Source organism: Streptomyces sp. NPDC096176, assembly GCF_044763255.1.
Lineage (GTDB): Bacteria > Actinomycetota > Actinomycetes > Streptomycetales > Streptomycetaceae > Streptomyces.
In genome coordinates, this window is the sequence record NZ_JBIWFV010000003.1 from 96,813 (window position 1) to 122,778 (window position 25,966).

Here is a 25,966-nt window from a genome sequence, read left to right on the forward strand (position 1 = left end):
TCTCCCTGTCAAAGCCTGTCAGAGCTGACCGACGGACGTGACGCGCACGACCGCCAGGCCCGCCTCGTCGGAGGCCGCGAGATCGACCTCCGCGCTGATACCCCAGTCATGGTCGCCGTTCGGATCGGCGAACGTCTGCCGCACACGCCACAGATCGTGCACCGGGTCCTCCTCGATGGCGAGGAGCTTCGGCCCGCGGGCGTCCGGACCGGTGCCCAGGTCGTCGTACTCGTCCCAGTACGCGTCCATCGCCTCGCCCCACGCGTCCTCGTCCCAGCCGGACTCCGCGTCCAGCGCGCCCAGCTCGGCGACGTGGTCGAGGGCCGCCAGCTCCACACGGCGGAACATGGCGTTGCGGACCAGGACGCGGAAGGCGCGGGCGTTCGCCGTGACCGGCTTGACCTGGTCGGCCTTCTCCTGGGCCTCCTCGGCCGTCTCCACCTCCGGATTGGCCAGCTGCTCCCACTCGTCGAGGAGGCTGGAGTCGACCTGGCGCACCATCTCGCCCAGCCAGGCGATCAGATCCTCCAGGTCCTCGGTCTTCAGATCGTCCGGGATGGTGTGGTCGAGCGCCTTGTACGCGCTCGCCAGATAGCGCAGCACGATGCCCTCGGTGCGGGCGAGCTCGTACCAGGACGTGAACTCCGTGAAGGTGAGAGCCCGTTCGTACATGTCACGGATGACGGACTTCGGCGAGACCGGGTGGTCGCCGACCCAGGGGTGCGACTTCTTGTAGACGTTGTACGCGTGCCACAGCAGCTCTTCGAGCGGCTTCGGGTACGAGATGTCCTGGAGGCGCTCCATGCGCTCCTCGTACTCGACGCCGTCGGCCTTCATCCTGCCGACCGCCTCGCCGCGTGCCTTGTTCTGCATGGCGGCGAGGATCTGCCGGGGATCGTCCAGCGTCGACTCGACGACGGAGACCATGTCCAGGGCGTACGACGGGGACTCCGGGTCCAGCAGGTCGAAGGCCGCGAGGGCGAACGTCGACAGCGGCTGGTTCAGCGCGAAGTCCTGCTGGAGGTCGACGGTGAGCCGGATGGTGCGGCCCTCGGCGTCGGGCTTGTCCAACTGCTCCACCACTCCGCCGTCGAGCAGCGAGCGGTAGATGGCGATGGCCCGGCGGATGTGGCGCAGCTGCGCCTTGCGCGGCTCGTGGTTGTCCTCGAGCAGCCGGCGCATCGCCTCGAAGGCGTTGCCCGGCCGGGCGATCACCGAGAGCAGCATGATGTTGGTGACCCGGAAGCGGGACGTCAGCGGCTCCGGCTCGGAGGCGATCAGCTTCTCGAACGTGCTGTCCGACCAGGCGACGAAGCCCTCGGGGGCCTTCTTCCTGACGACCTTGCGGCGCTTCTTGGGATCGTCACCGGCCTTCGCGAGCGCCTTCTCGTTCTCGATGACATGCTCGGGCGCCTGCGCGACGACAAAACCGGCGGTGTCGAAGCCGGCCCGGCCGGCACGCCCCGCGATCTGGTGGAACTCGCGCGCCCGCAGCGTCCGCACCCGGCTGCCGTCGTACTTGGTGAGGGCGGTGAACAGCACCGTGCGGATGGGCACGTTCACGCCGACGCCGAGGGTGTCGGTGCCGCAGATGACCTTCAGCAGACCGGCCTGGGCCAGCTTCTCCACCAGCCGCCGGTACTTGGGCAGCATGCCGGCGTGGTGCACGCCGATGCCGTGCCGCACGAAACGGGACAGGTTCTGGCCGAACTTGGTGGTGAAGCGGAAGTTGCCGATCAGCTCGGCGATCTTGTCCTTCTCCTCGCGCGAGCACATGTTGATGCTCATCAGCGACTGCGCCCGCTCCACGGCCTGCGCCTGGGTGAAGTGCACGATGTAGACGGGTGCCTGCTTGGTCTCCAGCAGCTCCGTCAGCGTCTCCGTGATCGGCGTCAGCCGGTACTCGTACGACAGCGGAACCGGCCGGGTCGCCGACCGGACCACGGAGGTGGGGCGGCCGGTGCGGCGCGTCAGGTCCTTCTCGAACATCGACACGTCGCCGAGCGTCGCCGACATCAGGATGAACTGCGCCTGCGGCAGTTCGAGCAGCGGGATCTGCCAGGCCCAGCCACGGTCCGGCTCCGCGTAGAAGTGGAACTCGTCCATCACGACCTGGCCGATGTCGGCGTCCTTGCCGTCACGCAGCGCGATCGAGGCAAGCACCTCGGCCGTGCAGCAGATGACCGGGGCGTCCGCGTTCACGGACGCGTCGCCGGTCAGCATGCCGACGTTCTCCGTGCCGAACAGCTTGCAGAGGTCGAAGAACTTCTCGGAGACGAGGGCCTTGATCGGCGCCGTGTAGAAGGTGACCTGGTCGTTCGCCAGCGCCGTGAAGTGCGCACCTGCCGCGACCAGGCTCTTCCCGGAGCCGGTGGGGGTGGAAAGGATCACATTCGCCCCCGAGACCACCTCGATCAGGGCTTCCTCCTGAGCCGGATAGAGCGTGATGCCCTGGCCCTCCGCCCACGAGGAGAAGGCTTCGAAAAGGGCATCGGGGTCGGCGTCTGGCGGCAGCTGATCGATAAGGGTCACGCCCCCATCTTGCCTGGCGCGGACCCCGGGACGGGAACCGGCCGCCGACCGGCAAGATCACGAAAGGTACGCTGACCTGTCAACTGGGGTTAGGGACAAGAACAATGGGGCGGGAACGCACATGATGGGACCTGCGCACTCTCTGTCCGGGGCGGCTGCCTGGCTGGGGGTGGGGGCGGCGACGGCTGCCGCCGGCCATCCGATGCCCTGGCCCGTCCTCGTGGTGGGAGCACTGATCTGCGCGGGCGCGGCGCTCGCACCGGATCTGGACCACAAGGCGGCGACCATCTCGCGGGCCTTCGGCCCGATCTCACGCGGACTGTGCGAGATCGTCGACAAGCTCTCGTACGCCGTCTACAAGGCGACCAAGAAACCGGGCGACAAGCGCAGGACCGGGGGCCACCGCACCCTCACGCACACCTGGCTCTGGGCGGTGCTGATCGGCGGCGGAGCGTCCGCCCTGGCGGCCCTCGGCGGACGGTGGGCGGTCCTCGCGCTCCTGTTCGTCCACATGGTGCTCGCGGTGGAGGGCCTGCTGTGGCGTGCCGCACGCGTCTCCAGCGACGTCCTGGTGTGGCTGCTCGGCGCCACCAGCGCGTGGATCCTCGCGGGCGTCCTCGACAAGCCGGGCAACGGTTCGGACTGGCTGTTCACCGCGCCCGGCCAGGAGTACCTGTGGCTCGGCCTCCCCATCGTCCTCGGCGCCCTCGTCCACGACATCGGCGACGCCCTCACGGTCTCCGGCTGCCCGATCCTGTGGCCCATCCCGGTCGGCAACAAGCGCTGGTACCCGGTGGGCCCGCCGAAACTGATGCGTTTCCGCGCCGGCAGCTGGGTGGAGCTGAAGGTCCTGATGCCGGCGTTCATGCTGCTCGGAGGCGTGGGCGGGGCGGCTGCGCTGAACTTCATCTGACGGCTGCCCCGCCCCAGGCCCTAGCCGTGCCAGGAGCGCCACAGCGCCGCATACGCCCCCTCGGCCGCGACCAGCTCGTCATGGCTGCCCAGCTCACTGATGCGGCCTTCCTCGACCACCGCGATCACGTCCGCGTCGTGCGCCGTGTGCAGCCGGTGCGCGATGGCCACGACCGTACGGCCCTGAAGGACACGTGAGAGCGAGCGCTCCAGGTGGCGGGCCGCCCGCGGGTCCAGCAGCGAGGTCGCCTCGTCCAGGACCAGCGTGTGCGGATCCGCAAGGACCAGGCGGGCGAGGGCGATCTGCTGGGCCTGGGCGGGGGTCAGGGAAAGGCCGCCCGACCCGACCTCCGTGTCCAGCCCGTCGTCCAGCGCGCGCGCCCACCCGTCGGCGTCGACCGCACCGAGCGCCGCCCACAGCTCGGCGTCCTGCGCGGAGGAACGCGCCAGCAGCAGATTGTCGCGGAGCGCGCCCACGAAGACGTGGTGCTCCTGGTTGACGAGCGCCACATGCTCCCGTACCCGCTCCGCCGGCATCCGCGACAGCTCGGCCGCGCCGAGGGTGACGTGCCCGGTGCGCGGGGCGTAGATGCCCGCGAGCAGCCGGCCGAGCGTGGACTTGCCCGCCCCGGACGGGCCGACGAGAGCCAGCCGGGTGCCCGGCGGCACGTCCATCGACACACGGTGCAGTACGTCGACGCCCTCGCGGTACCCGAAGTGCACCTGGTCGGCGCGGACGTCACGTCCGTCGGGGCGCAGGCGCCCGTCGCCCGCCTCCGGTTCGATCTCCCGCACGCCGACCAGCCGCGCCAGCGACACGTGTGCCACCTGCAGCTCGTCGTACCAGCGCAGAATCAGGTTCACCGGGTCGACCATCATCTGCGCGATCAGCGCACCCGTGGTCAGCTGCCCGACACCGATCCAGCCCTGCAGCACGAACACGCCGCCGATCATCAGCACCGAGGCGAGCACGGTCGCATGGGTGATGTTGATGACCGGAAAGAGAACCGACCGCAGGTAGAGCGTGTATCGCTCCCAGGAGGTCCATTCCTTGATCCGCCGGTCGGAGAGCGCCACGCGGCGCGCCCCGAGGCGGTGCGACTCGACCGTGCGGCCCGCGTCGACGGTCTCGGCGAGCACCGCGGCCACGGCCGCGTACCCCGCTGCCTCCGAACGGTACGCAGAGGGTGCCCGCTTGAAGTACCAGCGGCAGCCGACGACCAGCACCGGCACCGCCACCAGCACCGCAGGCGCGAGCGGCGGCGCGGTCACCGTGAGCCCGCCAAGCAGCAGCACGACCCAGAAGACGCCGATCGTCAGCTGCGGCACGGCCTCACGCATGGCGTTCGCCAGCCGGTCGATGTCCGTGGTGATTCGGGAGAGCAGGTCGCCCGTCCCGGCCCGCTCGAGCACGCCCGGCGGCAGCCCCACGGAACGCACCAGGAAGTCCTCCCGCAGGTCCGCCAGCATCCGCTCGCCGAGCATCGCCCCGCGCAGCCGCACCAGGCGGACGAAGAACGCCTGGACGACGAGCGCACCCGCGAACAGGGCGGCCGTGCGCTCCAGATGGAGATCACGCGCCCCGTCCGCCGCCTTCTCCACGAGGGAGCCGAGGAGCCAGGGGCCCGTCATCGAGGCGACGACGGCGACCGTGTTGACGGTGACGAGGACCGTGAAGGCGCGGCGGTGCCGCCGCAGCAGCTCGCTCACATACGCCCGCACGGTGGCCGGCGACCCCACCGGCAGGGTGGTCGCCGTGCGCAGAGCCGCCGGGTCGTACTCCGGTCGCGCCAGGCCGATCATGCTTTCTCCTCGATGTCGTCGATGTCGGCCGTCGTCTGGTCGAATCCAGCACCGGTGGCGCCGCGCTGGGCGCCGACGAGGTGTTGCTCCGCCTCGGTCTCCCGGGTCACCACCGTGCGGTACCGGGGCTCGGTTCGCAGCAGTTCGCGGTGCACGCCGACGGCCACGACCTCGCCCTCGTGGACCAGGACGACGCGGTCCGCCCGGTCGAGCAGCAGCGGCGAGGAGGTGAACAGGACCGTCGTGCGTCCTGCGCGCAACTTCCGCACGCCTTCCGCGATCCTGGCCTCCGTGTGCGAGTCGACGGCCGATGTCGGCTCGTCGAGCACAAGCACCTCCGGGTCGGTCACCAGTGAACGCGCCAGTGCGAGGCGCTGCCGCTGGCCGCCGGACAGGGAGCGGCCGCGCTCGGTGATGACCGCTGCCATCGGGTCGTTGTCCAGAGAGGCCTGCGCGAGAGCATCGAGCACGTCGCCGCACTCCGCCGCCGTCAGGGCCTGGTCTGCCGTCACCGCTGCGGACGCCGGCACGTCGAGCAGCTCCGCGAGAGTCCCCGACAGCAGGACGGGGTCCTTGTCCTGGACCAGGACGGCGCCACGGGTTGCGGCGAGCGGCTGCTGGTCGAGTGCCACACCACCGAGGAGCACGGACGGCAGGCCCTCCGGTTCCGTGGGGTGGCCGCCGAGCCGTTCGGCAAGGCGTCCCGCGGCGTCGGGGTCACCGCAGACGACCGCGGTGAGCGTTCCTGCCGGGGCCAGGAGCCCCGTGGCGGGGTCGTACAGGTCGCCGGTGAGCGGCCCGTCGGCCAGGCCCGCGGCCTGGGTCGGGTGACCGCCGGACCCGCGCTCCAGCGCCAGCACCCTGGCCGCCCGCCGTGCGGACGGACGGGAGAAGGAGTACGCCATCGCGATCTCTTCGAAGTGCCGCAGCGGATAGCTCAGCAGCATCACCGCGCTGTACACGGTGACCAGTTCACCGAGCGCGATCCGGCTGTCACCGACGAGCCCGAGCCCGTACCAGACGACCGAGATCAGCAGGAGGCCCGGCAACAGCACCTGGACCGCGCTGATCAGGGACCACATGCGTGCGCTGCGGACGGCGGCGGTGCGCACGTCCTGCGAGGCGCGGCGGTAACGCTTGAGGAACAGCTCCTCGCCGCCGATGCCGCGCAGCACCCGCAGACCGGCCACGGTGTCGGAGGCCAGCTCGGTGGCCCGGCCCGCCTTCTCCCGCTGCACGTCGGCGAGCCTGGTGGCCCGGGGGAGCAGGGGCAGTACGCCGAGCGCCAGAATCGGTACGCCGACGGCGACGAGGACACCGAGCGCCGGCTGGTAGATCACCAGTCCGATGCAGACCGCCACGACGGTGAGGGCCGCGGCGAGGAAACGCGAGACCGCTTCCACGAACCAGCCGATCTTCTCCACGTCTCCTGTCGAGACGGCCACGACCTCGCCCGCGGCGACCCTGCGGGTGAGCGCGGCGCCCAGTTCTGACGTCTTGCGGATGAGCAGCTGCTGGACCCGCGCCGCGGCGGTGATCCAGTTGGTGACGGCCGTGCGGTGGAGCATGGTGTCACCGAGGGCGATGCAGACGGCGGCGAGGGCGAGCACCCCGCCCGCCAGAGCGAGGCCGCTGCCCGACCTGTCCACGACCGCCTGGACGGCGTGGCCGACCCCGTAGGGGAGCGCCATGACGGACATGAAGTGCAGCATTCCCCACGACAGGGAACGCAGCTGGCCCCGCAGTTGATGCCGGCCGAGCCAGAGGAGGAACCTCGGTCCCGACCGGACGTCCGGTTGACCGGGATCGACATACGGAAGGTCGCGAATCTGCATGATGTCCCAGGTCGTCGGAAGAGCACAGAGCTACCAGCGTCGCGCTCCCGCCCCAGGGGCGGCAAACGATTTATGGGCCTGTCGCCGGACCGGTCGCGAGCCTGCCGTCGGGTCTGCCATGGGCCTGGCGCCGGGCCACCGGAGGGGCTGTCAGGGGCGCCGGCCGGCGCCGTGGAGCCGTCCCGGACGGGCCGTCAGCAGCGCGGGTCCGTGCCGTCGACCAGGCTGGAGAGCAGACCGCCGAGAACCTCGCGTTGCTCGGCCGTCAGGGGTGCGAGGACGTCCTCCGCCGCCGCGCGGCGCGCGTCGCGCAGCGAGCGGAGCGTGGCGCGGCCGGTGTCGGTGAGCTCGATCCGGGTCACCCTGCGGTTGCTCGGATCGGGAACCCGGCGGACCCGGCCGCCTGCCTCCAGTCCGTCGACCAGGCTCGTCACCGCGCGCGGAACCACCTCGAGCCGCTCCGCCAGATCCGCCATGCGCGGAGGTCGGTCGTAGTGGGCGACCGTGCGCAGCAGCCGGGACTGCGCGGGGGTGATGGCGATGTCGGCCGACTCGAGCTGGCGCTTCTGGCTGCGGTGGATCCGGCGGGTCAACCGCAGGAGCTGCTCGGCCAGCAGGCCGTCGGCGTCGGAGGTGGTCATGCGGGAACAATATCAGGACGTTGTTCATTGTGAATACAGGTAACAATGAGCTAGGCTCCTCAAGATCGCGCCTTTTCCGTCCGAAGGAGTGCATTGCGTCCCGACCACACCACCTGGACACCACCGCCCAGGGACCCCGACCAGCCGCCCGCGGAAGTGCGGCGCATCCTCCGGCTCTTCCGGCCCTACCGGGGCAGGCTCGCAGTCGTGGGGCTGCTTGTCGGCGCCTCGTCGCTGGTGTCCGTCGCCTCGCCGTTCCTGCTGCGGGAGATCCTCGACACCGCGATCCCCCAGGGACGTACGGGGCTGCTCAGCCTGCTGGCCCTCGGCATGATCGCCACCGCGGTGATGACCAGCGTCTTCGGTGTGCTCCAGACGTTGATCTCCACCACGGTGGGCCAGCGCGTCATGCACGACCTGCGCACCGCGGTCTACGCACAGCTGCAGCGCATGCCGCTCGCCTTCTTCACCAGGACGCGCACGGGGGAGGTCCAGTCGCGCATCGCCAACGACATCGGCGGTATGCAGGCGACCGTGACCTCGACGGCCACCTCCCTGGTCTCCAACCTCACCTCGGTCGTCGCCACCGTCGTCGCCATGCTGGCGCTGGACTGGCGGCTCACCGTCGTCTCCCTCCTCTTGCTGCCGGTGTTCGTCTGGATCAGTCGCCGGGTCGGCCGCGAGCGGAAGAGGATCACCACACAGCGGCAGAAGCAGATGGCCGCGATGGCCGCCACCGTCACCGAGTCACTGTCGGTCAGCGGCATCCTGCTCGGGCGCACCATGGGCCGCGCCGACTCCCTCACGGTGTCGTTCGCCCGGGAGTCGGAGCGCCTGGTCGACCTCGAGGTGCGCTCCAGCATGGCCGGCCGGTGGCGGATGTCGACGATGGGCATCGTCATGGCCGCCATGCCGGCCCTCATCTACTGGGCCGCCGGCCTCGCGATGCAGACGGGTGGGCCCGCGATCTCCATCGGCACGCTGGTCGCCTTCGTCTCACTCCAGCAGGGCCTCTTCCGGCCCGCCGTGAGCCTGCTCTCGACCGGAGTGCAGATGCAGACCTCGCTCGCCCTGTTCCAACGGATCTTCGAGTATCTCGACCTGCCGGTCGAGATCACCGAGCCCGCGGACCCGGTGGCGCTCGACAAGATCCGGGGTGAAGTGCGCTTCGAGAAGGTCGACTTCGCGTACGACCCCGAGCAGAAGCGGCCGACCCTCGACGGCATCGACATCACCGTGCCCGCCGGCGGTTCGCTCGCCGTCGTCGGCCCGACCGGCTCCGGCAAGTCCACGCTCAGCTATCTGGTGCCGCGGCTCTACGATGTCACCGGCGGCCGGGTCACCATCGACGGTGTCGATGTGCGGGACCTGGACTTCGACACGCTTGCGCGGGCCGTGGGAGTCGTCTCCCAGGAGACGTATCTCTTCCACGCCTCCGTGGCCGACAATCTGCGCTTCGCCAAGCCCGACGCCACGGCCCAGGAGATCGAAGCCGCCGCCCGTGCCGCGCAGATCCACGACCACATCGTCTCCCTGCCCGAGGGGTACGACACCTTGGTCGGCGAGCGGGGCTATCGCTTCTCAGGCGGCGAGAAGCAGCGGCTCGCCATCGCGCGCACCATCCTGCGGAACCCGCCGGTCCTCATCCTCGACGAGGCGACCAGTGCCCTCGACACCCGCACGGAGCACGCCGTGCAGCAGGCGATCGACGCTCTCTCGCGGGGCCGCACCACGATCACCATTGCGCACCGGCTCTCCACCGTGAGGGACGCGGATCGGATCGTCGTCCTCGACGCGGGCCGTATCGCCGAGTGCGGCAGTCACCGGCAACTCCTTGCCGAGGGCGGCCGCTATGCCGCTCTGGTCCGCAGGGACGCCCGCCCGGCGCCTGTCGCCCGCTGAAACGGCGACGGCGCCGCCGCTCCCGTGGGACGGGGGACGGCGGCGCCTTTCGTGAACGGTCGTCAGACGAGCCAACCCACGAAGTGGACGCCGGCGAGCAGGTTGGTGATGAGGTCCACGGTGGTGCGTTCTCCTTGTGCAGGGTGAGTGGGACTGCGCAGTCGCGGTCTGTAGCCCGTCGCTTGCGCACCGTAAGAATCGTGCGCAGCGCGGCGACCGGGCAATCACAACGGCTACGACCCCACGTTCTGGCGGACACCGGGCGAGCGTTCGTTTGTTCGCGTCGATTCGGTGGCCGGTAATCCCGGCAACCGGTGGCCGCCGGTCGTCGCCGTGTCGCCCTCCGCAGGCTCCCGGGATCACCGGGTGGGCCGGGTTAGCGTGCGTGTATGACGAACGAGCCCTTCCCGCGGCCCGGGCGCCGGTGCCGCCTGACCCGCCGTGGACGGCTGATCCTGGTGCTGAGCGGCGCGGCGCTGGCGGCGGGAGTGGTGTTCGTGCCGTTCCTCGTTCGTACCCCCGAGAAGCAGCACCGCCCACCACCACCGCCGCCGCCCAAGACGCTGGTGATCCCGGAGGGCTGGCGCGCCACGCAGGTGTACGACGCGGTCGACAAGGCCCTGGAGGCGGCTCCCGGAACCACCGCACAAGCTGCCGCCCGCGCGAAGCTGAACCTGCCCGCCGACGCCAAGGGAAACCCGGAGGGCTATCTCTTCCCGGCCACGTATCCCATCGACAGGACGACCACCCCCACCAGCCTGCTCAGCTTCATGGTCAACATCGCGAACCAGCGATTCGGCACCGAACGCATCGCCGAAGGCGCCCGCGACGCCGGCGTGACCCTTCATCAGGCGGTGAACATCGCCAGCATCGTGCAGGCCGAGGCCGACACAGCCGCCGACATGGGCAAGGTGGCCCGGGTCGTTCACAACCGGCTCGCCCAGGGCATGCCGCTGCAGATGGACTCGACCATCAACTACGCGCTGAGCCGCAGCTCCCTGGACACCACCACCGCCGACACCCGCATCGAGAGCCCCTACAACACCTACGAGTTCCACGGGCTGCCGCCCACCCCCATCGACAACCCGGGGGAGGAGGCCATGCATGCGACGATCGCCCCGCCGGCGGGCGACTGGCTCTACTTCGTGACGGTGGAACCGGGGGACACCCGCTTCACCAGCAGCTACCAGGAACACCAGCGCCATGTGGCGGAGTTCAACACCGTACGCGCCACGGCACGTGCCACCGGCTGAGGGCCGCCGCCCGCTCCGACCGCAGCCGAACGCCGGTCAGACCGGGGCCGGTTCATGGTCCAGCAGGCGCCTGATCTCCCGTACCGCCGCCCGCCCCGCCCGGTTCGCGCCGATCGTCGAGGCTGAAGGCCCGTAACCGACGAGGTGTACCCGGGCATCCCGTACCGCCCGGGTGCCCTCCACCCGGATCCCCCCGCCCGGCTCGCGCAGCCGGAGGGGCGCGAGATGGTCGATCGCCGCACGGAAGCCGGTCGCCCAGAGGATCACGTCGGCCTCCACCGTCCGGCCGTCGTCCCAGGTCGCTCCCGTCGGGGTGATCCGGTCGAACATCGGCCGACGGTCCAGCACACCCGTCTCCCGCGCCCGCCGGATCGCGTCGTTGAGAGGCAGGCCTGTGACGGAGACGACGCTCTGCGGCGGAAGCCCGCGCCGTACGCGTTCTTCCACCCGTGCGACTGCTTCCCGCCCGGCGCCCTCGTCGAACGGCCCCTCTCGGAAGACCGGCGGCCGCCGGGTCACCCACGTCGTCTCCGCGGCGACCTCGGCGATCTCCAGCAGATGCTGCGTCCCGGACGCCCCGCCACCGACCACGATCACTCGCTGCCCCGCGAACTCGTCGGGCCCGGGATAGTCCGCGGTGTGCAGTTGTCGCCCCCGGAATGTCTCCTGGCCGCGGTAGCGTGGCCAGAAGGGACGGTCCCAGGTGCCCGTGGCGTTGATCAGGGCTCGGGTCGACCAGATGCCTTCGGAGGTCTCGACCGCGAGTCGCCCGCTCTCGCCCTCACGGACGGCGCTCACCGCGACGGGCCGGTGCACCCGCAGCCCGAACCGCTCCTCGTAGGCGGTGAAGTACTCGCCGATCACCTCGGACGAGGGCCGCCGGTCGTCCGCCCCGGTCAGCTCCATGCCGGGCAGCGCGTGCATCCCGTGCACCTTGCCGTAGGTCAGCGAGGGCCAGCGGAACTGCCAGGCGCCTCCGGGACGCGGAGCGTGGTCCAGCACCACGAAGTCCTGATCGGGCACCAGACCGGTGCGCCGCAGGTGATAGGCGGCGGACAGGCCGGCCTGCCCCGCGCCGATGACGACCACGTCCACTTCTCGCGCCCCAAGGTAGTTCACGTTTCTACTAACGCGGGGGGTGTCGTGGATCTTCCCGCGCAGCCGCACGGGCCGGGAGACGGGAGGATGGGGCCCATGCCCGGAACCTTCACCACCACGACCTTGACCATCCGCACCGGCTCGCAGGAGACGGTCACCGACCTGACGCCCGCCTGCGAGCGCTTCCTCGGGGAGCACGCACGTGGCGCCGACGGCCTGCTGAATCTCTTTGTGCCCCACGCGACGGCCGGCATCGCCGTGCTCGAGACGGGCGCAGGCAGCGATGCCGACCTGCTGGCCGCGCTCCACACCCTGCTGCCCGCCGACGACCGCTGGCAGCATCGCCACGGCAGCCCCGGCCACGGCAGGGACCACGTACTGCCCGCGCTGGTACCGCCGCACGCGACGCTGCCGGTGATCGGCGGCCGGCTGGAGCTCGGGACCTGGCAGTCCGTGTGCCTCGTGGACACCAACAAGGACAACCCGGACCGCCGGGTGCGGTTGAGCTTCCTCGGCCAGTGAGCCGCTCGTGTGGCGCTGAAGGGGCCCGGCCGCGCCGACGGGGTGGTGCGTGCAGTCGCCCGTCGATCCGCAGGTCGCCGAGGATCGCGGGCCAGGACGGGCGAGCGGCCGCCGAGCGGCCGGGAAACTCATCGGGGTGCCAGGCGGCGGAGCGCCGCAAGAGCTTCGGTCACGCCCGTGGTCTCCGCCAGTTCGCGTAGTTCGGCCTCGTCTGCGCGGGCGGCGGTCAGGCGTTCGCTGGCATGGTCGTCCCCGGCCTCCGACCGGGCACGCAGCACGTCCAGCGGCGCGCTGGACAAGCTCGTCGGCTGGGGCAGCTCCGAGCGGACCCGGACACCGCCCGCGCACCGCGGTCGAGGGCTTCTACCGGAAGCGGTTGAGTGACCGGCGGACCCCCGAGAGGAGGCGCTGTCCGCCTTCGACGCGGCACTCGGCCGCCGTGGCGCGCTCCGGGCCGTCGCCCCGCACGACATCGTCACCCTCCTGCACGCCGGTCCCGGCGCCGCCGATCAAGGCTTCGCTTCCCGCCTCTCGGGGGCGTACGCGGGGGACGTCCCGCACGACGGATTCCTCCCGCACCCCCGGTCGGAACTCCATGTCCCGGCCTGAGGGCCGGCCCGGCGTGTTCTGGCCGTTCCGCGAGGCCGGGGCACGCCGGGTCCTCCGGGCGGTGCGAAGCGCCGACACACGTCGGACGAGCCAGCTCACGCCCCTCGCGTATCCGATGCCGAAGGCCAGGGAGGCGACGAGGGCCAGGTGCTTCGACACGTCGTCGAACACCGGGTAGATCTGCCAGTGCGTGAGATAGATGGCCAGGGAGCTGCCGGCGAGCAGGCCGGCCAGCTGGTTCACACGGTGAGTGCTGGGCAGGGTGGGGAACCAGACAAGCACGGCGAAGCCGGCCATGACGAACACCTCGCGTCGTGGTTCTCCGGGGAAGAAGCCCGGGACGGTGGCGAGCGCGGCGAGCGTCACGAGCAGCCGCTGAGGCACGGTGCGGGACTGGGCCGCCGCCCAGCCGAGGGCGAACAGCCAGAAGACGGTGACCGCGTCGGTGATCTGGGCACGGGCCGGCAGGCCCAGCAGCTCGTAGCGGGCGAGCAAGCCCATTCCGACCAGAGCGACCGGCAGTCCGTACGGGAAGCGGCGCTCCAGGCGGTGGACCGTGGGGACGGCGAGCAGCGCCATCAGGGCCAGCAGGATGTAGACGAGGGCTTCGACGAACCAGAGGTGGATCCCGGTGCCCATGACCTCCGGCCAGAGTGCGTTGTGGAGGAGGAACAGATTGGACAGGTCGTAGTCGTCGCTCACAAGGAGTGCGAAGGCGGTCCAGGCCATGGTGGGAAGGGCGATCCGTGCGACGCTCCGGGCGGTACGGCGCATCCGCCGGCGGCGCTCGGTGGAGGTGAGCAGGAAGCGGGCGAAGTTGAACCCGGCGACGGCGAGCAGCAGATGGGCTCCGCCCCGGAGCTCGAAGAGGGGGATGTGCGATCCCACGATGCAGAAGATGGCGATCGCGCGCAGGACGACGCTGGTCTCCACGCTCCGTCGCCGTGACCGGCCCGGCTCGGCCGCGGGCCGCCGCAGTTCTCGGATCGGGGTCGTGTGCCAGCCGTGCGGCAGCCGGCCGAGGCGCTCTTCGAGGTGGAGGGACATCTCGACGTACGACAGGGAGTCCCCACCGAGGGTGACGAAGGAGCTGTCCGGCGTCACGTCCGGGCGATCGAGGATCCGCGCGTACAGCGAGCACAGGTCGTCGATTGTTCCGCCGCTGCCGGGCAGGAGCACGTGGGCCGGGCGCCCCAGCGCGCGGACGGCATGGTAGTCGGGCTTGCCTGTGGCCAGGCGTGGGAGTTCGGGCAGCAGGTGGACGTCGACGGCGCGAGCCGGCAGGCCGCATTCGTCCACCACATGTCTTCGGATACGTCGTTCGTCCCATCCGGGCTTGCGGACGACGGCGATGGTGAGGCCTTCGTCGTCACCGGAGCACAGGGGGTCGAGGCCGTGTCGCCCCAGCATGGCCTCGATCTGCTGGGGGTCGATGCGCAGGCCGAGGATCTTCAGGAAGCGGCTGCGGCGGCCGACGATCTCGTACACACCGTCCTCGGTGCGGCGGGCGAGGTCGCCGGTGCGCAGGACGTCGACCGTGCGGCCGAGGGCGAGGTCCTCCGGGGTGTGCGCGTAGCCGAGCATGACGTTCGGGCCGGTGTAGACGAGCTCGCCGACCCCTGCGACCTCGGGCATCTCATCGACGGGCTCCAGGTGGAACGAGCCGCCGGGAACCGGGACTCCGATCGCACCGGGGTGTTCGGTGACCAGGGCGGGCGGCAGGTAGGCCATACGAGCGGTCGCTTCCGTCTGGCCGTACATGACGAACAGGTCCCAGCCACGTTGCGCGCCCAGTCCGGCGTATCGCGTGACCCGCTCGGGCGCGAGGCGGCCGCCGGCCTGGGTGACATACCGCAGGTGCGGGAGGTCCATGTCGGCGAAGCCGACCCGGTCGAGCAGGTCGAAGGTGTACGGCACCCCGGCGATCGCGGTGCCGCCGGCCGTCCGGAAAAGGTCCCAGAAGCAGGTGTCGGCCACCGACAGGCCGGTCAGCACGAGGCCGGCGCCGCGCAGCAGATGACTGTGGATCACCGACAGGCCGTAGCAGTAGTGCATGGGCAGGGTCGTCGCGGCGCGGTCGGTGTCGCGGATGCCGAGGTACGTGGCGATCGAGTCGGCGTTCGCCTGGAGATTCGCGTACGACAGCCGGACCAGCTTGGGGGAGCCCGTGGAACCGGAGGTGCTGAGCAGTAGCGCCAGGTCGGGGTGGAGGGCGTGGGCGGACCCGGTCCGCCGCTCTTCGATGTGCCACTCGCCGGGCTGCGGTCGGGCGACGACATCCGGGTCGTACGCGGCGATCAGGGACTCCATCGCCTCGGGATGGTCGCCGGGCACGAGCAGCACCGGGTGGCCGGCCCAGAGCGCGGCGAGATGGACGACAAGGGCGTCGACCGTGTTGGCGCCGGGGAGCAGGATCAGCCGGCGTTCCGGGCCGAGCCGGCGAGCGGTCTCCTCGATCCGTCCGGCCAGTTCGCGGTACGAGATCTCGCCGTCGGCCGTCACCAGGGCGATGCGGTCGCCGTGCAGCGCGAGGTCGTGGGCGAGGGGGAAGGCATGGCCTTCGACGGGCGGGGCGGGGAGGAGTGTCACGGGCGCATCGTAGGTAAGGCTTCCCTCATCCCATAGAGGGGGAGGGGGGTCCGGATGCGCATTCGTGGCCGGGTCGTTACCAAAGCCTGGCTTGACCCTTAGGTTAGGTTTACCTTATCAATGGCGTATTCGCAGGTTCTCCTGTGAGATCCACGTCAGGAAGGCATCACCCGTATGCGCCGCCCTTCGGCCCGCACCCTCACCGCGTTCGCCGCGGCAGCCCTGCTCCTTCCGCTCGTCGGCTGCGGCAGTGACGAACCGGCCGGGCTCGTCATCTACTCCGGCCGCAACGAGAACCTCGTGAAGCCGCTCGTCGAGAAGCTGGAGAAGCACCTCGGCACCAACGTGGAGGTCCGCTACGGCGACAGCGCCGAACTCTCCGCCCAGATCCTGGAGGAGGGTGACAAGACCGAGGCCGGTCTCTTCCTGTCCCAGGACGCGGGCGCCCTCGGCGCGCTCTCCAAGGAGCAACGCCTCGCCCCGCTCCCGCAGACGACCCTCGGCAAGGTCGCGCCCGCCCACCGCGGCTCCCTCGGTGACTGGACCGGAGTCAGCGGTCGTGTCCGCGTCCTGGGGTACGACCCCGCCCAGGTCCCCGCGCCGCCGAACAGCGTCCACGAGCTGGTGAAGCCCGAGTGGAAGGGCAGGATCGGCTTCGTGCCGACCAACGCCTCCTTCCAGGCATTTGTCACCGGCATGCGCGTCCTGGAGGGCGACGAGGCCACCCGCACCTGGTTGAAGGGCCTGAAGGCCAACGAGCCCAAGGCGTACGAGAACAACCTCAAGGTCCTGGATGCCGTCGACAGGGGCGAGGCCGCGATCGGACTGCTCAACCACTACTACTGGTACGAGCAGGTCGCCGAGAAGGGCGCGGACAAGGTCAAGGCCAAGATCCACTACCTGCCCGCGGGTGACCCGGGCGGCCTCGTCAACGTCGCCGGGGTCGGCATCCTCAAGGGCGCCGACGAGAAGCAGGCCGGCTACGCGCAGAAGGCCGTCGACTTCTTGCTCTCCGCGGAGGCCCAGAAGTACTTCGCCGAGGAGACCAAGGAGTACCCGCTGGTCGCCGGTGTGAAGACCGCCGAGGGCGTCCCGCCGCTGGAGACCCTCCAGCCGCCGAAGATAGACCTCGGCAGGCTCGACTCCCTCAAGCAGACCCTGACCATGCTCCAGGACGTCGGACTTGTCTGACGTGACCTCGTCGGAGCCCTCCGCCCCGACCCGACGCGAAACCCGCCCGGCAGGTGCCCCCGCACCCGCCGGGCGGCGGCGCGCCGGGGCCCGTCCCTCCTGGGTGCTGATCGTGCCCGCCGTGCTGGCTGCGGCCCTCGCCGTCCTGCCGCTCGGCTACCTCGCCGTCCGCGCCCTCGAACGAGGACCCGCCTACGCGTGGAACGTCATCGGCGACGACCGCACCGTTGCACTGCTGCTGCGCAGCCTCGGCCTGACCGCCGTGGTCGTCGCCGCCTGCCTGCTCATCGGAGTCTCGCTCGCCTGGCTGACCGTGCGGACCGCGCTGCCGGGTGCCCGTGCGTGGTCCGTGCTCGTCACCCTGCCGCTGGCCGTGCCGAGTTACGTCACCGCCTTCGCCTGGCTCTCGGCCGCGCCGTCGCTGGCCGGCTTCACCGGCTCGGCCCTCGCACTCACCCTGGTGAGCTTCCCGTACGTGTACCTGCCGGTCGCCGCCGCCCTGCGCGGCACCGACCCCGGCCATGAGGAGGTGTCACGCTCCCTGGGGCACGGGCCCTTCCGCACCTTCCTGCGCGTCACCCTGCCGCAGTTGCGGCCGGCAGCCGCCGGCGGCGGGCTGCTCGTCGCGCTGTACGTACTCTCCGACTTCGGTGCCGTCTCCCTCATGCGGTACGACACCTTCACCCAAGGTATCTACACCTCCTATCGCGCGAGTTTCGACCGAACACCGGCCGCCGCGCTCAGCGCGGTTCTGGTCGTGATGACGGTGCTGCTCGTCGCCGCCGAGAGCCGCACCCGCGGGCGCGCCGACTACGCGCGCACGGGAACGGGAACCGCCCGGCGGGCCGTCCCCGCCACCCTGGGCCGGCTCAGAGCCCTCGCCCTCGCCTGGTGCGGTGCGATCGTGGCCGTGGCCGTCGGCTTCCCACTCGCGACGCTCGGGTACTGGCTCGCCGTCGGCACCTCCGCCACCTGGGACCCGGCGACGCTGTCCACCACCGCCCTCACCACCCTGGGCGTCGCCGCCGCGGGTGCCGCTCTGACCACCCTGGTCGCGCTGCCGGTCGGCGTCATCGCCGCCCGCCACCGTGGCCGCCTCGCCCACCTCCTCGAGCAGGCCGCGTACGCGGGCCACGCCGTGCCCGGCATCACCGTCGCCCTCGCGCTCGTCTTCTTCGCCGTCCGCTACGCACGCCCGCTCTACCAGCAGACGCCGCTGCTGATCTGTGCGTACATGGTGCTCTTCCTGCCCGTCGCGGTGGCCGCGACCCGCGCTGCCGTCCTCCAGGCGCCGCCCGTCCTCGACGACGTGGCCCGCTCCCTGGGCCGCACCCCCTTCGGCGTGCTGCGGGAGGTCACGCTGCCGCTCGCCGCCCCCGGCGTCGCGGCGGGCGCCGCCCTCACCTTCGTGGTCTGCATGAAGGAACTCCCGGCCACGCTGCTCCTGCGCCCCACCGGCATGGACACTCTGGCCACCCGGCTGTGGACCGAGACCGGCACAGGGTCCTTCGCGGCAGCCGCCCCCTACGCCGCCGCGCTGATCCTGCTGGCGGCCGTCCCCTCGTATCTCCTCGGAAGGCACCGCGCATGAACGATCTCAAGGTCCGTCAGGTCGTCAAGGCGTACGGGCCGGGGTCGCCGGTCCTCGACGGCCTCGACCTCACCGTCCCTGGAGGCTCCCTCGCGGCCGTCCTCGGCCCCTCAGGCTGCGGCAAGACCACCTTGCTGCGGGTGATCGCCGGTTTCCTGAAGGCCGACGCCGGCACGGTGACCGTCGCGGGCCGGATCCTCGGCGGCCCCGGCGTCCACCTGCCGCCCGAGCGCCGCCGCATCGGGATCGTCCCTCAGGAGGGCGCGCTCTTCCCGCACTTGAGCGTGGCCCGGAACATCGCCTTCGGGCTCACGCACCTCGACCGGTCCGCCAAGCGCGCGTGCGTGGGGGAAATGCTGGACCTCGTGGGCCTTCCCGGCCACGACGACCGCATGCCGCACGAGCTCTCCGGCGGCCAGCAACAGCGCGTGGCCCTCGCCCGCGCCCTCGCCCCGCAGCCCCATCTCGTGCTGCTCGACGAGCCGTTCAGCGCACTCGACAGCGGTCTGCGTGGGGCGGTACGCGCGGAGGTCCGTGCCGTGCTCCGGGAGAGCGGCGCGACCGCCCTGCTGGTCACGCACGACCAGCAGGAAGCACTGTCCACCGCCGATACCGTCGCCGTCCTGCGCGAGGGGCGCGTGGCCCAGTGCGCCACGCCGCAGGAGCTCTACCACCGGCCCGTCGACTCCTGGCTCGCCTCGTTCGTCGGCGACGCCGTTCTCGTTCCCGGGACCGCCGACAAGGACGTCGCCACGACCGCGCTGGGGCGCATTCCCCTCGCCACGGCCCCGGAAGGACTACGTGAGGGCCTCGTCCTCCTCCGCCCCGAGCAACTCCAGCTCGCGGAGCCGGACTCCGCCGGCGCCGAAGGGGTCGTGACCGATGTGAGCTTCTTCGGCCACGACGCCATGGTCACGGTCGCCGTCGACGGCCTTGACCGGACGGTCGACATCCGCACCCTCGGCCCGCTGCGGGTGACACCGGGCCGGAAGGTCGGCGTACGCCTCACCGGTGAGGCCACCCTGCACCCGAACACCGCCTGATCGACCACGCCGAGAAGCCTCGCAGCCGGCGGTCCGGATTGTCCTTGTTGGTGTCCGCCAACCTCGATCGCTTCAACCTTCAGCCGCTGGGCCTTGTCCAGGCCGCCGACGACGTTCTCGGCGTCGGGTTCGTACTCCCAGCCGCCTGTCGTTTCTCGGGTGACCCGGTGTGGCCAGGGCTGTTGCAACGGGTTCTCTTCCTCCGGGCTTCGCGCGATCCTGCGGAACGGTCGGTACTCGCCGTGCGCCTGCAGATGCGGAACGGTCAGTACTCGCCGTCCGCTTGCAAATGTTCGAGCAGGAGGCGGTTCAGTGTCTCGGGCGCCTCCTCGGGGACCCAGTGGCTGATGCCCTCGAGGGTCACGAACCGGTACGGCCCGGCGACCCAGCGCCCGGTCTCCTGTGCGGCCGCCGGGCCGAACGCGATGTCCTCCGTGCTCCATACGTACAGGGTGGGCACATCGATGGCTCCGATCGCATCGTCGGGGCGGCCGGCGCGGTACCAGTTCAACGCCGCGGTGAGGGCGCCCGGCCGGGACAGGTGTCGCACGTAGGCTTCGGCGCTGGCCTGCGGGACCTTTCCCGCGTAAAGGGCGCGCAGCTGTTCGGCGTCGTCGGCGAGCATGCGACTCTCGGTCGCGGGGGTTTCGCGCCAGTCGGTCATGTAGTGCGATCGTGTGCGCTGGTCCTGGTCGTCGCGGAGGGCGGTGGCCAGAGCACGGGGGTGCGGGGTCGAGACGACCGTCAAGGTGCGTACGCGGTCGGGGTGGGCATCTGAGGTCCACCACGCCACCGCGCCTCCCCAGTCGTGTCCGACCAGGTCGAACGTCGTCCAGCCCAGTTCCTCCGTGATCGCGATCGCATCGTCGACCAGGATGCTCATGCGGTAGTCCTCGGGCCGGTCGGGGCGGACCCCGGGGGAGTATCCACGCTGGTCGGGCGCCACCACGCGGTAGCCGCGCGCTGCCAACGCCACGGACTGGTGTTGCCACGCCAGCCTTGTCTGCGGGAAACCGTGCAGCAGCAGCACCGGGCGGCCGTCCGGCGGACCCGCCACGAGGGCGTCGAACACACCCGCAGCGGTGGAGATGCTCAGTTCGGCCACGATCCCCTCCCTCATACCGGCTGGTCGGTCAGCCTTCAGTTGCTGAAACGGATTGTCAAGGCGCGGAAGTCGGCCCAGCAGCCCTGTCGGCGGACGCCGCGGACATGACGTCCCGCTCTGCTGCGCGTCGGGCTACGGAAGGCGCGATCGGTTTCCCTGGCTCGCCATTCGCATGCCGGGGGGCTCACGCTCCCGCCACCAGCATTCCGCCCATCGTGACCATCGTGGCCGCGACCAGGCCGTCCAGGACGCGCCACGCGGCCGGGCGCGCCAGCAGGCCGCTGAGGAGCCGGGCTCCGTAGCCGAGCGAGGTGAACCAGGTCAGGCTGGCCAGTACCGCGCCGAGGCCGAAGGCCCAGCGCTGGCTCCCGTGGTCGGAGGCGACGGTGCCGAGCAGCAGTACCGTATCCAGGTAGACGTGGGGGTTCAGCCAGGTCATCGCCAGGCAGGTCAGGACGGCCCGTCGGGCGGAGCCGGCCCCGGTGCCCTGGGCGGTGAGGCCGCCGTCCGGGGCGGGCCGCAGCATCCGGCGGGCGGCCAGGATGCCGTAGCAGACGAGGAAGGCGCCACCGGCCAGCCCGACCGCGGTCAGCGCGGCCGGCCATGCGGTGACCACGGCTCCCACGCCCGCCACGCCGAGCGCGATGAGGACCGCGTCGGACACGGCGCAGACGGCGACCACCGCGAGAACGGCGTGGCGTCGCATCCCCTGGCGCAAGACGAAGGCGTTCTGCGCGCCGATGGCGACGATGAGGGAGAGTCCGGTGAGGAATCCGGCGAGTGCCGTGGTGATGATGCCGTGGGTCATGCGCTTGACGTTATGGACCGCCAAGCCATCAGTACAGCTAAAGTTTCTCACGTACCCTTAGCGTTCGTGATGGACGAGCTTCCCCTGGACCAGGTGCGCACGCTGCTCGCGGTGGTCGACGAAGGCACATTCGACGCGGCCGCCGCCGCCCTGCACGTGACGCCTTCGGCGGTCAGCCAGCGGGTCAAGGCCTTGGAACAGCGCATCGGGCGGGTGCTGCTGATGCGTACGAAACCGGTGCGGCCGACGGAGTCCGGGCAGGTCGTGGTGCGGTTCGCGCGACAGCTGGCCCGTCTGGAACGGGATACGCGAGCGGATTTGGGGATCGCCGACGGGCGGGGCCCGGCGCGACTGCCCATCGCGGTCAACGCGGACTCCCTCGCCACGTGGTTCCTGCCGGCGCTGACCCGGGTCCCGCAGGACCCGCCGGTCTGCTTCGAGCTCCACCGCGAGGACGAGGCGCACACCACGGCGCTCCTGCGGGAGGGCCAGGTCATGGCGGCGGTCACTTCGTCACCCGACCCGGTGGCGGGCTGCACCGTGCGCCCCCTGGGGCTGTTCCGGTATCTGCCGGTGGCCGCCCCCGGCTTCGCCGCCCGGCACCTGGCCGGGACACTGGAACGCGACCTGGGCGAGGCTCCGGTCATCGTCTTCGACCGCCGCGACGAGCTCCAGGACGCCTTCGTACGGTCATGTGCGGGCGACGGGAGCGGCGCGAGCCGGGTACGCCATCACGTGCCCACGTCGGAGGGGTTCTGCGACGCGGTCACCACCGGGCTCGGCTGGGGCATGGTGCCCGAACCGCAGGCGGTGCCGCTGCTGCGCTCGGGCGTACTGATCGAGTTCGCACCCGGCCGGCTCATGGACGTCCCGCTTTTCTGGCAGCAGTGGAAGCTGGACTCCCCTGCGCTGGCGGCCGTGGCGGACGCCGTCGCCTCGGCAGCGGCCGAGGCGCTGCGCGCCCCGGCCTGAACCCCGACGGATCAGTCCTTGTCGACGCTCTCGCTCAGGATCTTGCCGCTCGCGGCATCGACGTCGTAGGTGGTCTTGCTCCAGTCCTGCTCGGTGACGACATCGACCGACCAGACGAGTTGGCCCGCGTCCTCGTCGTCCAGCTCCACGGTCGTGACGACGCCCTGCTTCTTGTCCGTAGCGGCCTTCACCGCTTGCTGGGCCGTCCACTTGGCCTTGCCGAGGCGGTCGGCGACCTCGCGCTTGTCGTCGGCGTCCTGGTCGGGCTCGACCGAGGACTGGACCACGTCGCCCGTGATCGCGTCCACAAGGACGGTGTGAGTGGTGCCGTCCTGGGTGGCGACCGTGGCCTCCCATTCGGGGGAGTTGGGGCTCGGCGCGGGACTGGCGGTGCTGCCGCCTTCGTGGCGTTGCAGTTCGAGCTGGACCAGCTTCGAGCCGGAGACTTCGCCCGTTGCGGTGGTGGCCGCCTTGTCCCAGGTGACCTTGGTCGCCGGGATCAGGGCCTGCCGCTCAGCCTGGTCGTCGGTGAGCCGGGTCGCCGTGCTGGTGGGCGACGCGGTGTCGGTGGGGCTCGCGGTCGAGGTGTACGTCGGGGTCGCCGTCGGAGTCTGGCCCGCGGCGTTGACCTGTGTTCCCTTGTCACTTCCGCAGGCGGTCAGCAGCAGAGCCGCGCTGACGACGGTGCACGCGGTCAGCGCGGCTCGGAGCCGGACGTTGTGAGTGTGAACATTCATGTCGCCACGCGTAACCACGAGGCCGACCGGTGTCACGGTCTTCCCGGAAGATCACTCGATCGAGCCGCGCGCAGCGCGCCGGGTCACCAGTAGTGCCTGCGGCCACCCACGGCGTGACCCAGGGCTCCCGCCACCCAAAGGATCACTCCCACGGCGATCAGCACGATTCCGATGGTCCAGAGGATGCCGATTCCTGCCACCGCACCTATGACGAGCAGGATGAGTCCAAGAACGATCATGTCGGCCTCCAGAGAGGGGAGCTTCTACTAGCCGGGTGCCCGGTTGTCACCAGGACAAACGCCCGGAGGTGCAGGCGGGTTCGTCATGGCCCCGGCCGGGTCGTCAAGCCTCCCGGGCCGGCTTCGTCATGTCCCCGGGCCGGGGTCGGGATGCACCGGAGCCGTCATCCCCGCCCGCGCGGCCTCGAGCTGAGCCGAGAACGCCACGCCGAGGAACAGCGCGACGCCGGTGAGGTTCGCCCAGAGCAGCAGCGCGACAAACGCCGTCAGGGGGCCGTAGACGGCGCCGAACGATCCGCTGCGCTCCACGTAGAGGGCCAGCAGCCAGGTCGCGGCGATCCACAGACTCAGATGGACGGCGGAGCCGAAGGCCAGCCATGTGTATCCCGGTTGGGTGCGCCGCGGCGCCCAGCGGAAGATCACCGCGGAGGCGACCCCGGCCAGGGTGACGCCGAGGGGAATCTGGACCCAGTGCCACCATCCGGGCAGCTCCGGTGCCATGCCCGTCGAGTCCACCACCGCCTCGGCCACCGTGTCCCCGGCCACGAGCACGAGGAAGCCCACCGCCATGGGCGCCCCGGCGGTCACCGAAAGGAGCAGGCTCCTGACGTACTTGGGGAGGAAGGGGCGGTCGCGTTCGATTCCGTAGATGCGGTTGGTGCCGCGCTCGATCTGCGCCATGGCCGATGCCAGGTTGACCGTGGCGAAGCCCAGTCCGAGCCACATGGCGACAGCGCCCGCGACGTCCGTGCCCGCGCTGCGGCGCCCCTCCGCCAGGGCGTCCTCGATCAGCCCGGAGCTCGCACCCGGCGCGATGCGGGTCAGCGTGAGCTCGACGGCCCGGCCGACACCCTCGCTGTGGAGCGTGGTGGCCACACCGACGAGCGCGATGGTGAACGGCACCATCGCGAGTGCGACCTGGAACGCGAGGGCACGGGAGTGGCTGAAACCATCGGCGTAGCGGAAGCGGAGGAAGGCGTCGACGAGCAGCTTGCGCCCGCCGTACCGGCGCAGGGCGGCCCATGCCTCGTCACCCGACAGCTCCTCGCCGGCCATGTCCCGCGTCTGCGGAACGTGCACTGCCGTGCCCATGCTCGCTCGCCCTCGTCTCGTCCCGGCGTCTCGTCGGCCTCTGCCGCATCGGCGTTCGGGGGTGAATGTGCCCCGACCTGCGGGCAGTATCGTTGCCGTATGGCAAATGTTGTGCCGGATCGTCGGACTCGCCGGTGGCCCGCGCCGTCGTACTGTGCCATCAAGGGACGTGGGCCCGGCATGCCGGGCCTCGTGATGCCGACGTGGCCGGGCAATACCGGCCTCGTGGTGCCGATGCCGAGAGAAGCAGGGAGACGTGGACAAATTCGCCGCTGTCGAGCGGGCTCTGCGCAGTGCAGCGCCGCACACCCTGCTGAGCGTGGTGACCGTCGCGCTCACTGAGCAGTACGGCGCCGAGCGCGTCGAACTCCGGTTGGCGGACTACGGAATGCGCTCGTTGCAGGCTGTCGAGAACGTGCCCGGCACGACGGAGCCGGTGCTGATTCACAACAGTCCGCAGGGCCGCGCCTTCGGTGCCCAGGAGCCGTGTGTGACGACCGGCGCCGGCACGGTCGATGTGCATCTGCCCGTCACCATCCGTGGTGACCGTATGGGCGTGCTGTCCGTGAGGCTGCCGGAGGACCGCTATGCGCAGTCGCTGCTGCGGGAGATGCAGCACATCTGCGAGGCGCTGGGCCACGAGATCCTGGTCGCCGAGCGCGACACGGACCTCTATGTGCTGGCACGCCGCGCCGCCCGGCTGACGCTCGCTGCGGAGATGCAGTGGCAACTGCTGCCCGGGCGTTCCTGCGCACGCCGGGAGTTCGCCCTCGGTGCGCACCTCGAGCCGGCCTACGCGATCTTCGGCGACAACTACGACTGGTCCGCATCCGCCGACCATCTGACGCTGACCGTCACCAACGGCATGGGGGACGGGATAGAGGCGGCGCTGCTGACGAACCTTGCCGTCAACGCGCTGCGCAACGCCCGCCGCGCCGGCCTTGACCTCGCCGGACAGGCCGAGCTGGCGGGGCAGGCCGTGTACGCCCAGTACCGCGGCAGCGCGTACGTCTCCGTCCTGCTGCTGCGTTTCGACCTCGACACCGGCGATGTGGAGGCGGTGGACGCGGGCTCGCCCCGTATGTGGCGGCAGCGCGAGCGCTCGGTGGAGCCCATCGCCTTCGACGCCCAGCTGCCGTTGGGAATGTTCGACGACACGGTCTACGTTGCCGAGCGCCTCACGGTGCTGCCCGGTGACCGCCTGCTGTTCGGGAGCGACGGTGTGTACGAAGCGTCGTCCCCGGCGGGGGAGGCGTACGGGCAGAGGGCGCTGGCGCGCTCGCTCATGGGTACGAGGCTGCTGCCGCCGACTCAGGTGCCGGGCGCCGTGCTGCGCGAACTCGCCCAGCACCACGGTGAAACCCCGCTGGACGACGACGCGCTGGTCGTCTGCCTCGACTGGTACGGGCGCGAGGGCGACACGGACCGCGGTGCGTCGAGCGCGTGGGCGCGCTGACGCGAGGCGGCCGGCGGCTGTCGCGGTCCGTCCGTC

The 25,966-nt window shown here is 70.9% G+C and carries 21 protein-coding genes; 9 read left to right on the top strand and 12 right to left on the bottom strand.

Going from position 1 to position 25,966, the window contains the following annotated elements; genetic code table 11:
- Nucleotides 1-18: 18 nt before the first annotated feature.
- Nucleotides 19-2,532, bottom strand: a complete 2,514-nt coding sequence (locus ACIQ7Q_RS09180) for a DEAD/DEAH box helicase (RefSeq protein ID WP_403858213.1) — start codon at nt 2,530-2,532, stop codon at nt 19-21.
- Between the two features lie 121 nt (nt 2,533-2,653).
- Between ACIQ7Q_RS09180 and ACIQ7Q_RS09185 the strand changes: the two genes are divergently transcribed.
- Entirely contained in the window at nt 2,654-3,445 is a 792-nt protein-coding gene (locus ACIQ7Q_RS09185; protein WP_403858215.1) for a metal-dependent hydrolase, read from the top strand.
- Between the two features lie 20 nt (nt 3,446-3,465).
- Here the strand turns inward: ACIQ7Q_RS09185 and ACIQ7Q_RS09190 are convergent, their stop codons facing one another.
- The 3 genes from ACIQ7Q_RS09190 to ACIQ7Q_RS09200 all read right to left on the bottom strand — a co-directional run bounded on the left by ACIQ7Q_RS09190 (nt 3,466) and on the right by ACIQ7Q_RS09200 (nt 7,723).
- Nucleotides 3,466-5,247, bottom strand: coding sequence for an ABC transporter ATP-binding protein (locus ACIQ7Q_RS09190; protein WP_403858217.1), 1,782 nt, complete (start codon nt 5,245-5,247; stop codon nt 3,466-3,468).
- Nucleotides 5,244-7,082, bottom strand: a complete 1,839-nt coding sequence (locus ACIQ7Q_RS09195) for an ABC transporter transmembrane domain-containing protein (protein ID WP_403858219.1) — start codon at nt 7,080-7,082, stop codon at nt 5,244-5,246. Before ACIQ7Q_RS09195 ends, ACIQ7Q_RS09190 begins: the two co-directional genes overlap by 4 nt.
- A gap of 194 nt (nt 7,083-7,276) precedes the next feature.
- Nucleotides 7,277-7,723: a MarR family winged helix-turn-helix transcriptional regulator gene (locus tag ACIQ7Q_RS09200; protein WP_403858221.1), complete on the bottom strand. Its 447-nt coding sequence runs from the start codon at nt 7,721-7,723 to the stop codon at nt 7,277-7,279.
- A gap of 93 nt (nt 7,724-7,816) precedes the next feature.
- Between ACIQ7Q_RS09200 and ACIQ7Q_RS09205 the strand changes: the two genes are divergently transcribed.
- Nucleotides 7,817-9,625, top strand: coding sequence for an ABC transporter ATP-binding protein (locus tag ACIQ7Q_RS09205; protein WP_403858223.1), 1,809 nt, complete (start codon nt 7,817-7,819; stop codon nt 9,623-9,625).
- 389 nt (nt 9,626-10,014) lie between these two features.
- Nucleotides 10,015-10,878 carry an endolytic transglycosylase MltG gene (gene mltG, locus ACIQ7Q_RS09210; RefSeq protein ID WP_403858225.1) on the top strand — a complete coding sequence of 288 codons (864 nt, stop codon included), beginning with the start codon at nt 10,015-10,017 and terminating at the stop codon, nt 10,876-10,878.
- 36 nt (nt 10,879-10,914) lie between these two features.
- Here the strand turns inward: mltG and ACIQ7Q_RS09215 are convergent, their stop codons facing one another.
- On the bottom strand, nt 10,915-11,997 hold the full coding sequence (locus ACIQ7Q_RS09215) for an NAD(P)-binding domain-containing protein (RefSeq protein ID WP_403858227.1): 1,083 nt from the start codon (nt 11,995-11,997) through the stop codon (nt 10,915-10,917).
- Nucleotides 11,998-12,072: 75 nt separating this feature from the next.
- Here ACIQ7Q_RS09215 and ACIQ7Q_RS09220 point away from each other — a divergent pair, with 75 nt between their 5' ends.
- The gene (locus ACIQ7Q_RS09220; protein WP_403858229.1) at nt 12,073-12,498 is read left to right on the top strand and encodes a secondary thiamine-phosphate synthase enzyme YjbQ; all 426 of its coding nucleotides are present in this window, start codon (nt 12,073-12,075) and stop codon (nt 12,496-12,498) included.
- Nucleotides 12,499-12,626: 128 nt separating this feature from the next.
- Here ACIQ7Q_RS09220 and ACIQ7Q_RS09225 read toward each other — a convergent pair whose 3' ends face one another.
- On the bottom strand, nt 12,627-12,797 hold the full coding sequence (locus ACIQ7Q_RS09225) for a hypothetical protein (RefSeq protein WP_403858231.1): 171 nt from the start codon (nt 12,795-12,797) through the stop codon (nt 12,627-12,629).
- 64 nt (nt 12,798-12,861) lie between these two features.
- The gene (locus ACIQ7Q_RS09230) at nt 12,862-15,696 is read right to left on the bottom strand and encodes an AMP-binding protein (protein ID WP_403858233.1); all 2,835 of its coding nucleotides are present in this window, start codon (nt 15,694-15,696) and stop codon (nt 12,862-12,864) included.
- A 174-nt stretch (nt 15,697-15,870) separates the two neighbouring features.
- Between ACIQ7Q_RS09230 and ACIQ7Q_RS09235 the strand changes: the two genes are divergently transcribed.
- The 3 genes from ACIQ7Q_RS09235 to ACIQ7Q_RS09245 are packed head-to-tail and all read left to right on the top strand — an operon-like array spanning nt 15,871 to nt 19,521.
- Complete coding sequence (locus tag ACIQ7Q_RS09235) at nt 15,871-16,887, top strand: iron ABC transporter substrate-binding protein (RefSeq protein WP_403858235.1); 1,017 nt, start codon at nt 15,871-15,873, stop codon at nt 16,885-16,887.
- A gap of 1 nt (nt 16,888) precedes the next feature.
- Complete coding sequence (locus ACIQ7Q_RS09240; RefSeq protein ID WP_403859154.1) at nt 16,889-18,478, top strand: ABC transporter permease; 1,590 nt, start codon at nt 16,889-16,891, stop codon at nt 18,476-18,478.
- On the top strand, nt 18,475-19,521 hold the full coding sequence (locus tag ACIQ7Q_RS09245; RefSeq protein WP_403858237.1) for an ABC transporter ATP-binding protein: 1,047 nt from the start codon (nt 18,475-18,477) through the stop codon (nt 19,519-19,521). The genes ACIQ7Q_RS09240 and ACIQ7Q_RS09245 overlap by 4 nt, the downstream gene beginning before the upstream one ends.
- A 265-nt stretch (nt 19,522-19,786) precedes the next feature.
- Here the strand turns inward: ACIQ7Q_RS09245 and ACIQ7Q_RS09250 are convergent, their stop codons facing one another.
- Together ACIQ7Q_RS09250 and ACIQ7Q_RS09255 are read right to left on the bottom strand one after the other, a co-directional pair.
- Nucleotides 19,787-20,626 carry an alpha/beta fold hydrolase gene (locus tag ACIQ7Q_RS09250; protein WP_403858239.1) on the bottom strand — a complete coding sequence of 280 codons (840 nt, stop codon included), beginning with the start codon at nt 20,624-20,626 and terminating at the stop codon, nt 19,787-19,789.
- 184 nt (nt 20,627-20,810) lie between these two features.
- Entirely contained in the window at nt 20,811-21,434 is a 624-nt protein-coding gene (locus ACIQ7Q_RS09255; RefSeq protein WP_403858241.1) for a LysE/ArgO family amino acid transporter, read from the bottom strand.
- 69 nt (nt 21,435-21,503) lie between these two features.
- On the opposite strand from ACIQ7Q_RS09255, the gene ACIQ7Q_RS09260 reads away from it, so the two are divergent.
- Nucleotides 21,504-22,406: a LysR family transcriptional regulator ArgP gene (locus ACIQ7Q_RS09260; RefSeq protein WP_403859156.1), complete on the top strand. Its 903-nt coding sequence runs from the start codon at nt 21,504-21,506 to the stop codon at nt 22,404-22,406.
- An 11-nt stretch (nt 22,407-22,417) separates the two neighbouring features.
- Here ACIQ7Q_RS09260 and ACIQ7Q_RS09265 read toward each other — a convergent pair whose 3' ends face one another.
- The 3 genes from ACIQ7Q_RS09265 to ACIQ7Q_RS09275 form a co-directional block, all read right to left on the bottom strand.
- The gene (locus tag ACIQ7Q_RS09265; protein WP_403858243.1) at nt 22,418-23,143 is read right to left on the bottom strand and encodes a PepSY domain-containing protein; all 726 of its coding nucleotides are present in this window, start codon (nt 23,141-23,143) and stop codon (nt 22,418-22,420) included.
- Between the two features lie 83 nt (nt 23,144-23,226).
- Entirely contained in the window at nt 23,227-23,382 is a 156-nt protein-coding gene (locus ACIQ7Q_RS09270; protein WP_403858245.1) for a DUF6131 family protein, read from the bottom strand.
- 126 nt (nt 23,383-23,508) lie between these two features.
- Complete coding sequence (locus tag ACIQ7Q_RS09275) at nt 23,509-24,474, bottom strand: YihY/virulence factor BrkB family protein (protein WP_403858247.1); 966 nt, start codon at nt 24,472-24,474, stop codon at nt 23,509-23,511.
- A gap of 256 nt (nt 24,475-24,730) precedes the next feature.
- Here ACIQ7Q_RS09275 and ACIQ7Q_RS09280 point away from each other — a divergent pair, with 256 nt between their 5' ends.
- Nucleotides 24,731-25,930: a PP2C family protein-serine/threonine phosphatase gene (locus ACIQ7Q_RS09280; RefSeq protein ID WP_403858249.1), complete on the top strand. Its 1,200-nt coding sequence runs from the start codon at nt 24,731-24,733 to the stop codon at nt 25,928-25,930.
- Nucleotides 25,931-25,966 lie beyond the last annotated feature (36 nt).